11 protein-coding genes and 1 other annotated feature are annotated in these 13,955 nt (G+C 46.3%); of the genes, 4 read left to right on the plus strand and 7 right to left on the minus strand.

The features are described from left to right. Positions 1-49: 49 nt before the first annotated feature. The 4 genes from FC20_RS07580 to FC20_RS07595 form a co-directional block, all read right to left on the minus strand. On the minus strand, positions 50-277 hold the full coding sequence (locus tag FC20_RS07580) for a hypothetical protein (RefSeq protein WP_008462008.1): 228 nt from the start codon (positions 275-277) through the stop codon (positions 50-52). Between the two features lie 5 nt (positions 278-282). Next, positions 283-717 carry a glutathione S-transferase family protein gene (locus tag FC20_RS07585; protein ID WP_008462009.1) on the minus strand — a complete coding sequence of 145 codons (435 nt, stop codon included), beginning with the start codon at positions 715-717 and terminating at the stop codon, positions 283-285. Positions 718-846: 129 nt separating this feature from the next. Continuing rightward, entirely contained in the window at positions 847-1,740 is an 894-nt protein-coding gene (locus FC20_RS07590; RefSeq protein WP_008462010.1) for a proline-specific peptidase family protein, read from the minus strand. Positions 1,741-1,791: 51 nt separating this feature from the next. After that, positions 1,792-3,399: a peptide ABC transporter substrate-binding protein gene (locus FC20_RS07595; RefSeq protein WP_008462011.1), complete on the minus strand. Its 1,608-nt coding sequence runs from the start codon at positions 3,397-3,399 to the stop codon at positions 1,792-1,794. Between the two features lie 60 nt (positions 3,400-3,459). After that, positions 3,460-3,690: a binding site (T-box leader), on the minus strand. A 269-nt stretch (positions 3,691-3,959) separates the two neighbouring features. Here FC20_RS07595 and FC20_RS07600 point away from each other — a divergent pair. Next, positions 3,960-5,891, plus strand: coding sequence for an alpha/beta hydrolase family protein (locus tag FC20_RS07600; RefSeq protein WP_008462013.1), 1,932 nt, complete (start codon positions 3,960-3,962; stop codon positions 5,889-5,891). Between the two features lie 140 nt (positions 5,892-6,031). On the opposite strand, the gene FC20_RS07605 is transcribed toward FC20_RS07600, so the two are convergent. Together FC20_RS07605 and FC20_RS07610 are read right to left on the minus strand one after the other, a co-directional pair. Then, positions 6,032-7,396: a DUF2325 domain-containing protein gene (locus FC20_RS07605; protein ID WP_008462015.1), complete on the minus strand. Its 1,365-nt coding sequence runs from the start codon at positions 7,394-7,396 to the stop codon at positions 6,032-6,034. Between the two features lie 197 nt (positions 7,397-7,593). After that, positions 7,594-8,697 (minus strand): endonuclease/exonuclease/phosphatase family protein, encoded by a 1,104-nt coding sequence (locus tag FC20_RS07610; protein WP_008462018.1) that lies wholly within the window; start codon positions 8,695-8,697, stop codon positions 7,594-7,596. A 134-nt stretch (positions 8,698-8,831) separates the two neighbouring features. Between FC20_RS07610 and FC20_RS07615 the strand changes: the two genes are divergently transcribed. The 3 genes from FC20_RS07615 to FC20_RS07625 are packed head-to-tail and all read left to right on the plus strand — an operon-like array spanning position 8,832 to position 12,813. Beyond that, entirely contained in the window at positions 8,832-9,293 is a 462-nt protein-coding gene (locus tag FC20_RS07615) for a MarR family winged helix-turn-helix transcriptional regulator (RefSeq protein ID WP_008462019.1), read from the plus strand. Positions 9,294-9,316: 23 nt separating this feature from the next. Next, positions 9,317-11,044, plus strand: coding sequence for an ABC transporter ATP-binding protein (locus FC20_RS07620; protein ID WP_008462021.1), 1,728 nt, complete (start codon positions 9,317-9,319; stop codon positions 11,042-11,044). Next, positions 11,044-12,813 (plus strand): ABC transporter ATP-binding protein, encoded by a 1,770-nt coding sequence (locus FC20_RS07625; protein WP_008462023.1) that lies wholly within the window; start codon positions 11,044-11,046, stop codon positions 12,811-12,813. The genes FC20_RS07620 and FC20_RS07625 overlap by 1 nt, the downstream gene beginning before the upstream one ends. A gap of 67 nt (positions 12,814-12,880) precedes the next feature. Here the strand turns inward: FC20_RS07625 and FC20_RS07630 are convergent, their stop codons facing one another. Beyond that, the gene (locus FC20_RS07630) at positions 12,881-13,858 is read right to left on the minus strand and encodes a class III bacteriocin (RefSeq protein WP_008462025.1); all 978 of its coding nucleotides are present in this window, start codon (positions 13,856-13,858) and stop codon (positions 12,881-12,883) included. Positions 13,859-13,955 lie beyond the last annotated feature (97 nt).

The raw sequence follows: 13,955 nt of genomic DNA on the forward strand, positions 1-13,955 counted from the left end.
CTAAATTGTCCCAATTTTGGGGGTCACATCAAATCAGAGTTTTTCTTTATCAAATTTCACTTTTTCTTTTATCTGCTTCCGGATCGATAATCAAGCCATCTGGCAGGATGAAAATGCAGAAGACCTTGCCGTAGTAGTCATCTTCAACATAGCGGCTAACGGTAGAGATTGGCTTAACTTCGCCATCCTTGGTCAAGATGTGGTAGTCCAAGAAAAGGACGTCATCGTCAATGTTACCGGTCAAGGCCTTAATTTGCTCTTCCCGGCTAGCTACCACTTTTTCTATTTTCCATTGTATGACGTAGTATAAGTCTTTTGCTTATCAGTGCGAGCGTCAATAACCGTCACTTCCCAGTTAAAAAGGCCCTTTTTGCTAGCATAGACTTGGTAGTAGTAAGGCCGATCGGCATCATCTTTGCTGATCTTTACCCCTGCTTTCTTCATGGCCGCATAATTCTTGTTACGGTTTTCCTTGGTAACAAAGGTGCTCCAATAGTAAGTTGGAAAGCTAATCTTGGCTTGAACATCTATTGGCGTTAATTCACTATCGACATCGTAGCCATGTTTAGGTAAGGAATTCTCCATGACCGTCATTGCCTTGTCTTTTTGACCATCACCGTAAACATCCAGCACCGTATACAGAATGCAGAATATGGAAACGATCATGAAGACCCATGACAGGATCTTGTTAGTGGTTGGATTTTTTGAAAAGCGCATATCTATCTCTCCCAGTTCAATATGTCATCGCTCACAAGTATGTTTTGATCCATTTACGCCTCTTTGTCAAGTGAATTTGGAGCTTTTACAAATTGCAATATCTTTCTTTGGGAGCAAGTGTATATATTCTTAGATTTTCCCGTTTTCTACATCATCAATAAACTTATAGAGCGATGCAAAAAATGCCTTAGGATTATCAATATGGTGACAATGCCCGCCATCAGGAGTAACCACCATCCGGGAATTCTTCAAGGTCTTGTGCATTCTTCTCACAGCATCAAGCGGCATCGTATCAAATTCCCCTACCGTCAGCAAAGTTGGAACTGTGATCTCCTTCAGTCGATCTCTAAAATCCCATTCCGTCAGCTTGCCAACCATCATGAACTCGTTATTGCCCTGGAAATAGTTGTAAATTTGAGTATTAGTCGTTGATACCAAATGGTGGGGAGAATTTTCGGGATGACGAATCAAGTAAACAGAATAAAGCTTTTTCACCATTTCCTGGTACATGGCATCCTCGTAATTGTCCTCTGCCTCGCACTCATGCATGTAGTCAACCTCAGCCGGGCTGAACATCTCTTCTCTTTCCCGATTGATGTTCTCTGTGTATTCATCTAAGTTGTCAATCATGGATTCGATAATGACGCCTTTTAAATGTTCACCGTATTTAGCTGCATATTCTTGTGCTAAAAGTCCACCCCATGAGTGTCCCAGCAAGTAGAAGTTATCCAGACCCAATTTTTGTCTGACTTCTTCCAATTCATCTAGGTAGTATTCAACATTTAAAAACTTCTGGTTTTCTGGCTTAGAAAAATCTGGCTGGTCTGACCAGTATGACCCCAATTGGTCATAAGAATAGACTTCAACGCCTTTGCCAGCTAACCCCATTTTAAAGTTTTCAAAATCTTCGTGGTTATCGCCAGGACCGCCGTGGACACATAGCAACTTCACCGGTCCTTCATTGACCTTTCTGGTAAAAAGGTGGTAGCCATTCTCAAGCGTAACGATCTTAGTTTGATCCATGATTTTCTCCTTCAGTCTTCTTGCTCATTTTTCTTTGCTTACTTTTTCCGATTATTTGAAGTAGGCTCTGGTGTAGTCAACCATGCCGACCTTGTGCCATAACACGCCCTTCAAGTTGGACTTAACCAGGTGGTCTTCAACCATGGTGTAAAGTGGCAAAACTGGGTAATCCTTGTTCATCTGCTTTTGGGCAGCCAAAAGGTTGGCAAAGTATGCTTTAGTAGTCGTAGCGTTCTTGGACCGAGCCAGGTTCAATTGTTGGTTAAAAGCAGTGCTCTCGTATTTCCCGTAGTTGTGGGAGTTGTCGGACTGCAGGGTTTCAAGTTCACTGATTGGGTCAGCGTAGTCGTTTAACCACAGGGACAGGTAAAGGTCATACTTTCCAGTCGTTACTAAGTTCATCGAGGACTTAGATGGCAGTGACTTAACTTCGACCTTGACGTTCGACAATTTGCCTTGAACTTGAGATTGAACAAATTCTCCTACGTTTTTGTCGGTAGTGGTGTCAGAGGTAACCAAAGTCAAGGTAACGCTCTTTAAACCAGCTTCTTTCAAGCCTTTAGCCCACAATTTTTTAGCCTTAGCCACATTGTAGGTTTCTGTTGGCTGAGCCTTTTTAGCAAAATCAGTCTTGGTGCCAGGGTACTTAGCAGCGTTAGGTGCTGAGAAGGTGTAAGAAGCCTTTGATCCGTCAGCCAGGACTTTTTTCGCCAATTGATTCCGGTCCATAACCAAGTAAAGGGCATGGCGCAGGTCTACATTGCTCAAAGTCTTGCCCTTGGCCATGTTTACGTTCAAGAAGTCATTGCCTGACCGGTAGAGGTGGTAAAGATTCTTAGACTTTTGGAGGCCCTGGGCGGTCGTGCCCGTCACTGTCGCATCGTCTAAGCTGCCTTGTTCAAATAGCTGGTGGGCAGTGTTTGAATCCTTCACTACCTGATAGTTCATCGTTTGGAGCTTAACCTCACTAGCTGCGTAGTAGAACTTGTTCTTGACCAGGTGCCACTTTTCATCGGTATTCTTCCAACCCGTCACCTTAAAGGCACCATTAAAGGCCATCGCCTTGGAGGTCATGCCATACTTCTTACCGTATTTTGCCACCAGCTGGGTGTCCATCGGGTAGAACGCAGGCATTACCATCTTTTGCACAAAGGTTGGCATTGGGTATTCCAGGTCAACTTGCAAGGTGTGGGCATCAAGTGCCTTGACCCCTAGAGTACTTGCCTTCTTCTTGCCACTGGAGACGGCTGCCGCATTCTTGATCCCCTTGAAGATGTAGTTGTAGCCTGACATAGCCGTTGGTGATACCCCTTTGCGCCAGGCAGTCACGAAGTCCTGAGCAGTTACTTGATCGCCGTTAGACCATTTGGCCTTCCTCAGGTAAAAAGTATATCGCGTACCGTCTTTTGACTTTTTGTAGCTCTTAGCCATGGCCGGAACTGGATTATCATTTTTGTCAGATTTGTAAAGGCCAGCCATGGTTTGGACCAAGGTGTCCCATTGGGGAATTGAGGCCGTAGCTGAAGTATCTAGGGAAGCAACTACGTCGCTTTCCATCAAGTTTAAGCTGGTCTTAGCCTTGGAGCCATTGGCCTGACCACAAGCCGTGAGCGTCATTGCTGCTAGAACTGTTCCTAAAGTAAGTAATTTTTTCTTCATTGTCTTGTCCTCTTCTTCCACTTTTTCGAAAAAGAAAAGCGCCCTACTGGACGATGTGTCCAATAGGGCGCTGAGATGCGCGGTACCACCTATTTTCGCTATGAATAGCCTTCGCGTGCGGCGATGTTAATCGCGATACGCTGCCGCTGTAAAGGGCGAACCCTGAAGCCACTCGTTTTGCAGCTTCAACTCAAAGGTGATCTTCGCTGACTTAGCTTGGCCGTTTCCTTTCACCGAACGGAAACTCTCTGCAGACCTTACTAAAGCTACTGTCCTTTTCGAAGTTAATTTTTTCTTAAGTTGATAGCTTTAATTTTAAGCTTGATTTTATTTTTGTCAAGAGTCTTTCTGAAAATACTGTTGTGCTTTTTGCAATTTCCTTCAGAAGTTCCTCAATCAGACTGCTATTTTTGATGGCAAAATCACTAAAATCGCTCACCCCTACTTCACTACAGAGTATAAGAGAGTGAACCCTCTAAAAAGATTCAGCTTGCTTTTTTCCAAGCTAAATAGTAAATTAAGCCTAACCATTATTTTCTAATATTTAAAAGGGGAACTTCATGAAAGCAATTAAAATCGAAGACTTCTTGCACTACGCTAACTTGGGCAAACTTAAGACTAAGGGACAAAGCCTAGTCTGGGTCAAGGGCTTGCCAGACGCAGTGAACAAGGATAAGTACAAGTACACCCTGGACACTTATCAAAATGGCCAGGTTTTGCCACTAACCTCTTTTGGGGAGGAAAAAGACTTTGTCTTCATCGATGAACAGACCGTAGCCTTCACTGGCAATCGCAGCAAGGAAAAAGGCAAGACCTTTATTTACAAGCTAAGCCTTAATGGCGGTGAAGCACAAGCAATTGCTAAGCTTGATCACGAAGATTTCAGCCTCGTTGATGTCCTGGAAGACGGCCGCCTCCTGCTAAGCAGACGGGTTGACCTAAACGAAGCTGAAAAGAAGAAGGACAAAGATTCAAAAGACTACACTGTCTTAGATGAATTCCCCGCCTACTTCAACGGGGATGGCGTTTTGTCTAAGCTCCGGGATCGTTTGTACCTGTATGATCTTTCCAGCCGCAAATTAACTGAGCTCTTGCCAGACGACAAGTACTTTAACTTTGACGACCACTACCTTTTTGACAATACTCTTTACTTTGTTGGCGATAGCTATACCCAAGCTAAGAGCCGCAAGCCTGGCTTATTTGCGCTCGACCTGACGACTTTAGAAACGAAAAATCTTTTGCCAAAAGACATGTGGGTCATCTATGACGTTTGCGTCTTGCATGGTCAACTCTATGTGGTTGCCACTGACCAAAAGCGATACAGCGTTGAAGAGAATCCGCAGTTCTACAAATATGATGCCGAAAATGCAGATCTGACTTTGGCCGCAGCCTGGGACGATTGCTACGGCGACTGTGTGGACACAGACCTCTGCCTACTGGACGTGCGCACTAGCCGGGTCTTTAACGATCGGCTTTATTTCACGACCACCAAGGTTGACCACACGATTCTAGAGTGCTTTGACGGCGAAAAAGTTACGCCGTTTTTTGAGTTCCCTTCAATCGAATTTTTCGATTTCACCGCTGACGGCACTTGCTGGTTTACCGGTCCAGCAAGTAATGAAACTCAGCAACTTTACAGTTATCAAAACGGCAAGATTGAGAAGCACTCTAGCTACAATGAAGCTGCTTTGAAAGATCACTATGTTGCGGAGGCCAATCAGGTCGACTACAGCGACTACGCGGGCAACACACAACACGGCTGGGTTCTTTATCCGAAGGATTTTGATCCTGAGAAGAAGTATCCTGCAATCCTAAACGTTCACGGTGGTCCAAAAACCGTATACGGTACATCGCTTTTCCATGAGATGCAAGTTTGGGCTAGCGCTGGCTACTTTGTCTTTTTCGGCAACATTTATGGGTCGGATGGACAAGGCAACGATTATGCCAACATGCGCGGGCACTGGGGACAGGAAGACTACACGGACTTGATGAAATTTACCGATGCCGTTTTGGAACAGGTACCGCAAATCGATGGGGACAAGTTGGGGATTGCCGGGGGATCATATGGCGGCTATATGACTAACTGGGTAATCGGTCATACTAACCGCTTTAAGGCCGCGGCAACCCAGCGATCCATGTCAAACTGGCTGAGCGATGCCTTTATGTCTGACATTGGTCCCTGGGATGACCTGTATGCAATTGACGCCAAGGATTTGGATGAAAAGCTGGATTATGCTTGGCAGCAGTCGCCTTTGAAGTATGCGAAAAACGTGACGACCCCTACCCTCTTTATTCACTCCTTGGAAGACTACCGTTGTCCATTGCCTGAGGGGATGCAGATGTTTAGAGCCCTGCTTTACTACGGGGTGGAAGCAAGAATGTGCCTCTTCCACGGCGAAAACCATGAGCTTTCTCGCAGCGGTCAACCCAAGCACCGGATTCGGAGACTGAAGGAAATCACTGATTGGTTTGACCAGCATTTGAAGGATTAGCTGGGGGATTACTTGTCATATTGCTTCCGGAATGGTATTTTGTTAACTTTGTTTTATGTGGACGCGGCTTTGCCGCGTCTTTTTTGATTTAGTAATTATTGTGGTAACACTTAGGATTTACAGCATATGACCGTTTTCAATTATTCAGCCATTGGGTATTCAACCGGCTGGTTGGTCGTTTCATATGCGGGCAATCCCTTGTATGCTCGGTAAATGGCCCGTTCAATTGAAGACAAGCCCGCCGAGTCCGCAATGGCAAAGCGTAGCTTATACTTTTTGACATACTTTTGCAAGGTCTTACTAGTCGCGTGCTTATTCAAGTTCTGAACCATCACGACCAAGTCAGTATGCCGCAAAGCCTTTTTATAAAACTTGTCGACATTGGAGAACTTAAAGGCATCAATCACATTCCCCTTGCCATTATGTGCGGAAATCAAACTGTTAACCACTGTACTTCTGATTTCATTGCCAATCACCACCGTCACCTTTTTCCCGTTTAAGTTATAGGCAATGCTGGTCATAGACTCATTGGTTTTATTTTTTTCTTCCTTGACGTTTTTCGGAGTCGGCACGCCCTTCTTTGGCGTTGTGGCATTTGGCGCTAGTTCTTTCTTCTTTTCCTTTATCTTTTGAGACGGCATGGAACCCAAATTGGTATCTGGGTAAACCCATCGAATCCGGATTTCTTCAGGCCGGTCTTCCTTCCAGGCCAGGTCCAAGATGTCACCTTCACTGACAAAACCATTGCTTGACGTCAGCTTATTGACTACGGTCGGAATAAAATAGGTATTTTGGGTCGGATTGTAGTCGCTCAGCTTATCGCCGCCGACATTAGAGTCCACATACAGGGTGTTAGCCGCACTTTCTCTTTTAACCACAGCAAAATGGAACACATCATTATCTTCTGGCTCATCAACTTGGTGCAAGGTTCTGACAAAAGCAAAGCGGCCTTCTACCGGGTTAACCTCAATCAGGGAGCCATTGCCGATGTTAAAACGGCGGGTGATCTCCTCGTTTAAGATGCCAATATACTCATTGGTATTAGCATTGTGCAAACGCACGCCTTGCAAGGACCTTTCTACAATAACAGCACGGTGACCTGTCGGAACACCATATTCATCCTCCACCGTCTTAATTTCAGGAATAGGTTCAGACTCAGATTCTTCTGGAACTGCTTCTTCTACAGTTTCGAGCTTTTCTTCTTTATTCTCTTCAGATTTTGGAATTGTCTCAGTTGCTGCATCCTGATCATTGTCTTCTTTAGGTTCTTCATCCCCTTCTGTTATTTCCTCGTCATCGTTTTCATTAGTATTATCACGGTTAGCGCCTTCATCGTCTTTTTCACTTTGCTCATCTTCTTCATCGTTGTCATCGCCGTCTTCTTTGACCATGGCCATATCTAAAAGTGAAATAATCGCAATGGCACCAAGGTTTAACGAGTCTTGGTCGCCTTTAATGTTGTCTAAAATATTCTGTAAATTTTCTCGGTAATCTTGATAGTACATGATTTTCCCCATTCACGAAATCCTTAATCTACTATAAGCATAGCAGATTAAGGATTAATTACCAGAGATATTTTTGTTTACTTTTACAGTTATTGCAACCTGTAAAAGATTTGCTTGACAACTAGTCAAACATGTAAAGAAGTCCAATGCTACCGATAGCATTGGACTTCTTATTATTTAAATGTACTGGACTTTTACTATTTTAATTTAAAGCTCAGTCTCACCGGATTGTGGTCCGCATACTTAAACTGGGTGTTAATATTAAAAGCTTTAGCTTCCGCATTTTTGGACACGATAAAGCCATCGCAGATGGTCATATAGTTGACTTTGGGATCATAGGCCATGTCCGTTGCCCGGCAGGTAGGCACAGTCTCCCGGTTTGTAGCTTTAACCATGGAAAAGCCTTTTGGCAGCATTTTTTCACTCAAGACTGAGACCCAACTAGGAATCTTTTCTTCATGCTGAAAGTGCGTCAGCATGTCTTTGCCCAGTGCATGGTTAAAGTCGCCACCCACAATCACGTAGTTGCCCTGCTGGTACTCTTTTTCAATCACGCTCGAGAGCAACTTCATTTGCGCTTTTCGCATCTTACCGCCCTTGTCATAGGCTGACATATGGGAGTTGATCAAAATCAGGTCTTTCCCATTGTCGACCCGGTAGCGCATGACGGTGAAGCAGCGGTCCAGGTCAACGAACTTCTCAATAGGGCCACTAGATACCGGGTACTTGCGGCGAACAGCACTGGCCATCCGGTACTTGCTTAAGGATAACAGGCCACTTCTAACCGTGCCATGCGGGTTATTCAGCGGCAGCGCAATAAAGGCCGCATGGAAATTTAATGCAAAAGTATTGCCGTAACCCCGAAAAGCCTGCTCCACCTTTTTCACCTGACTTACATGGTAAGACCGGGTTGAATTAGTATCAATCTCTTGAAAAAGCATGAAATCTGCCTTCTGCTTTTTCAAGGTTGAAATTACCCCATTGGTTGACGCCAGGACTGCCTTTTTGGAAAAGGCTGTGCCTCGCGTCCCTCTAAGCTTAGTTCCATCCTTTAGTTCCCCAGAATCCATGAAAAAGGAAAACTTCTGGTTGTATGCCCCAAAGCCCACGTTATAAGTCGTTGCCCGGTAAGTCTTACCGGCTTTTAAAATTGCCGTTTGATTATTGTGAATCGCTTGCTTCTGCTTATCTGGAATTCGGTAGTAATGGCTAGCCAGGTAAATGTAGTAACCACCCACCACGACTATTAAAACTGCCAGCAAGCCCAGCAAAATTTGACCAATTTTCTTTAACAGCTTCATTTGTACCTTTTCCTAATTTCTATTTTTTACGTTGCTTTTTCATTATAACATGTCAATTTTACAAGCATCCCTCTTGACAATAGTCCACATAGAGACTAAACTGGTCAAAGAATTAGTACACAAGGGGACTTTTCATGGACAAAAATCTTGCAGATAATAAAGAAGACAGTTTGACCGAGCTTGCTAACCTGGCCACGATCAAGATGAGCCATGCCTACCAGCACTACGATGAAAGCTGCGGGCTTTCCCAATACACCAGCATCATTCTTTATGAGCTCTTGACCCACAAGCAAATGGCCCAAAAAGAGCTGGTTTACCGCTCCGGTATTCCTAAGCAATCCATCAATAAAGGGATGCACCAACTTGAGGACGCCGGCTACCTAACCCTGACTCCCAGTCCTGACGACAAGCGGGTCAAGTTTTGCAAACTGACGGCCAAGGGGCAGACCTATGCCAAGGAAAAAATCGCTCCCTTAGTTGAGATCGAAGAGCGCGTAATTGCTACCTTCGGCCAGGACAAAGCCAGGCAGGCCGTTCAGCTCATCAGTGAGTGGGCAGACCTTTTGCAAACTGAAATTGCCAAAAGTACCAACTAGTCACCATTAGAAAGAGAGGAAAAATGAAACAACTACTACCCTACTTAAAGAATTACAAAAAAGACGTGGTGGGGGCAGCCATTGCCATCCTCCTCTCCGTCTTTACCACCCTCTATCAGCCAGTCCTGCTCCAGCAGGTTCAAGCAGAACTGCTTGTGGGCCAATCAGGTGCCGTTTTGCGCGACACCAGCCTCTTGGTGGCAACGGGGATTTTAGCCATTGTTTCCGGCGTTTTCAACGTTTTCTACGCTGCCCGGATTACCCAGGGCGTGGTCAGCGATTTAAGAGAAGACACCTACGCCAAGATTCAGACTTTTTCCCTAGCTAATATTCAGAAATTCTCTTCTGAATCCCTCAGCGTCCGCCTGATTAACGACATGCAGCAAGTCATGAACATGGTGATGACCATCTTCATGCAGCTGCTGCGCCTGCCGATCATGATGATCGGCTCCTTTGTCATGGCGATCGTGATTCTGCCTCGCTACTGGTGGGCCGTCTTTGTCATGCTGGTCCTGGTCCTAGGGATCGGCAGCTACGTTTTAGGCAAGATGACCGGCGATTTTGAAAAGTTCCAGATCTACATGGACAAGCTGTCCGGCCGAGCTGGGGAATTTCTCCAAGGGGTCCGGGTGGTCAAGTCCTTCAACCAAGAAGGCCAAGAAATCAGCAAGTTTAACAAAGACTCTGACGACTTAAACCAGATCAACATCCGAATCGGCTACTGGTTCTCCATCATCATCCCAGCCGCCACCCTGGTTTCTTACCTGACCATTTCCCTGGTGGTTTACCTGGTTGGGACCTCTATTTTGAGCCACCCAGGCGACGTGACAGTCATCAGTCCTTATGTCAACTATGTCTTGACCCTGCTCTTTGCCATCCTCTTTGTCGGCATGGCCATGATGGCCATCTCCCGCGGGAATGTTTCCTTAAAGCGGATCAAGGAAGTCATGGACACTGAACCAGACGTGGTCTTTAATGACCAGGCCCCAAAGGATGCCTTAGCTGGCTCCATCGAATTCAGGGATGTCTCCTTCACCTACCCCGACGGCGACCAGCCAGTCTTAAAGCATGTTTCTTTTAAGGCTGATCCGGGTCAGATGATTGGGATTGTCGGCGCCACTGGGTCTGGCAAGTCCACTATCGCTCAATTAATCGACCGTCTCTATGACCCAACGGCTGGCAAGGTCAAAATTGGCGGGTCCAACTTAAAAGAAGTCAGTGAAGAAGCCCTGCACAAGACGGTTTCTTACGTTTTGCAAAAGCCGGTCCTCTTCTCAGGAACGATCGCTGACAACCTCCGCCAGGGAAAGGCCGACGCCACGCCTTATGAACTTGAGCGTGCTGCCCAAATCGCCCAAGCCAGCGAATTTATCCAGACTTACGGCGACAGTTTCAACCACGAAGTCGAAGAGCGGTCTGCCAACTTCTCCGGCGGGCAAAAGCAGCGGCTGTCCATTGCCCGAGGGATCATTGCCGACTCGCCAATCCTGATTTTGGACGATTCTACTTCTGCCCTGGACGCCAAGAGCGAAAAGCTGGTCCAAGAAGCCTTGGAGAAAAAACTGTCTAAGACCACGGTCGTCATGATTGCCGAAAAGATCGTCTCCGTCATGCACGCTGACAAAATTTTAGTACTAGATGATGGCAAGCTGGTCGCCCAAGGCACCCACCAAGAATTGCTTAAGAGCTCACCGGTTTACCAGGAAATCTACCAGACCCAAAAAGCCAAGGAAAGAAAGGAGGACCTCTAATGCAGGAAAACGCAACCGCCTTTAACTACTTTAAGAAGTACCTCAAAAAATACAAAAAACAAATTGTAATCGCGGCCCTCATTTACCTTTTAGCCGCCGCGGCTCAGGTGGTCGCCCCAACCTTTTTAGGACAAGCTGTTTCTAGCTTGACCAGCTACATCAAGGCAGCCTCAAAGGGCAATACCACTTTGTCCGGCTTTTTTGAAGTCCTGGCCCTCATGTCCGGCTTTTACGTACTAAACTCAGTGGCAACCTTTATTGCCTGGATCATGATGACCAAGTTTAATGCCAACGCCAACAATGACATGCGCAAGGGACTTTTTGGCAAATTGCAAAGAATGACCATCAAGTACTTTGACACCCACCAAGACGGGCAGATCCTGTCCCTGTTTAACTCAGACCTCGACAACATTTTTAACGCACTAAACAATGCCTTCTCAGAAATCATCTCTCAAGGCTTCCTCTTCTTCGGGACCATCGCCTTCATGTTCGTCCTCAACTGGAAGATGGCGATCGCGGTTGTGGCAACGACGCCATTTATCTTGATGATCTCCTTTATCATCATGAAAAAAGCCCGCGTCTACTTAGACAAGCAGCAAGACGAAATCGGGTCATTAACGGCCTACATCAATGAACAGCTGAATGGCCAAAACGTGATCCTGACCCAGGGGCTGCGACAAGACTCTATCGCGGGTTTTCAAGAAAAAAACAGCAAGGTGCGTGAAGCCATGTTCAAGGGGCAATTTTACTCTGGAATCTTGAACCCCCTCTTAAACGGCTTTGCCATGCTCAACTTTGCCATTGTCATTTCCGCTGGGGCCTTCTTGATGGTGACCGGACAAGTCAGCCGGGCGGCCGGACTCGGCATGATCGTGACTTTTACCGAATACTCCTGGACCTACTTCCAGCCGCTGACCCAGATCACTTCCATTTACTCCATGATCCAGCTGGCAATTACTGGCGCCCGCCGTTTAGCCCATGTTGAAAAACAAGACGAAGAAAACCGGGTAGAGAATGGCCAAAAGATATCCGGCGTCAGCCAGGCTGTGCGCTTAGAAGATGTCGACTTCGCCTATAACCCTGACAAGCAAATCCTGAAAGATGTTTCGATTGAAGTCGCTAAGGGCCATTCAGTGGCCATTGTTGGCCCAACCGGGAGCGGGAAGACCACGATCATGAACCTGATCAACCGCTTCTATGACGTGACTGCTGGCAAGGTCACCTTCGACGGGACTGATGTTAGAGACATTCAGTTGACCAGCCTCAGACAAAACGTCGGCATCGTCTTGCAAGACTCTGTTCTCTTCTCCGGCACGGTTGCCGACAACATCCGCTATGGCAAGCCGGACGCTTCCATGGACGAAGTCATCGCGGCAGCCAAGGAAGCGCAGATTCACGACTTTATCATGACTCTCCCTGACAAGTATGAGACCAAGATCGAAAACGGCAAGGCCAGTTTTTCAACTGGGCAAAAGCAATTGATGTCCATCGCCAGAACGATGCTGGTTGACCCCGCCTTCTTGATCCTGGACGAAGCCACCAGTAACGTTGACACGGTGACGGAAGAAAAGATTCAAACGGCCATGGACAACATGATCGCTGGCAGAACCAGCTTCGTGATTGCTCACCGCTTGAAGACCATTTTGAATTCAGATAAAATCGTTGTCCTTAAAGACGGAAAGGTGATTGAACAAGGACCGCATAAAGAGCTCTTAAAGAAGCACGGCTTCTACTATCAACTCTACACCAGCCAAATGGCCTTTGAATAGTCACATTTGAATACTCCTGCATGGCCGAAAAAAAAGCTTCGAAACAAAAGACGTTTCGAAGCTTTTTCTATAAACCGCTAATACGGTAGATCCGATTTTTCAAAGTTGTACCATTATCTTTGGCATGGTAGGCCACTGTTAGGTAAAGGTCACCAGACTCACTTACCTGTATTCCTTCAAATTCGGTCGCAAAGCCAAACTGGTCAAGGACTTTTTCGCGATCTAAGTCTGCCACCGACCACTTTTTACTATCAGCTTCACCCCAAGGAATCTTGACGATCTCGCGGGGGCTTTGCTGTTTATAGTGGCCAAAAAGGCCGGGCTTAGGACTAGGCTGGCTGGAGACGTAGATGTTGGCGTCGTTGTCGATGGCGTAGCCCTGGATGGATTTGAGGGGATGCTGATTGAAGTGCGGGATGGTAAAAGCACCAAGGCACGGGATGTCTTCAATGTTGACATTGGCATGGCTAGCTTCAGCCTCGTCCAATTTTTCCTGAATCAAATTATTGTCGTAGATGGCAAAGTGACCTACATGATTGAGATCAATCGTGGCGACTAAGAAAGTTTGCAGGTCTGGTGAAACGGCAGCTTCCATTCGCTCATACAATTTTCCCTCGTATTGGACGCTTCCATCGCCATAGGTCGCCCCCGCCCGGTTTAGGTGGGACAGGCGGACCATCTGGGTATTAGAGTCATGCTGAATGGGGACGACATCCAGGTCTACCCGGGCAATTTGGATGTCCCAGAGGGTATGGCCGGATTTTTGGTGCTTGGTGCCAATGTACCACTTGTGGTCGCTTCCGCTATAGGTAAAAGTCTGCGTGTGGCCACCCGCCTTGTCGGTTAGATAGACATGCGGAAAATGCGGGTCAAAGTAGACCTTTTTCCCGCGGGCATTGCCATGGTAGACCGCGATGTCAGTCTGCTTATGGAGCAGCTGCAAGGCGTAAACGGATTCGCCATCGACGTAAGCTGCCTGAACCACGACATGGTGGAGATTTTCTAATTCATATAATAAGCTGACTTTTACTTCTTTTTTGATCATCTTTTTGCCTCTTACTTTTTAGTATAGGCTTCTTTTTGGAAAAAGGTAAATATCTAGTGGTGATGATCCCCCAACCTTTGTTAGCCATAGGCTTTTA

The sequence above is a fragment of the Lactobacillus equicursoris DSM 19284 = JCM 14600 = CIP 110162 genome, from assembly GCF_001434815.1.
GTDB lineage: Bacteria > Bacillota > Bacilli > Lactobacillales > Lactobacillaceae > Lactobacillus > Lactobacillus equicursoris.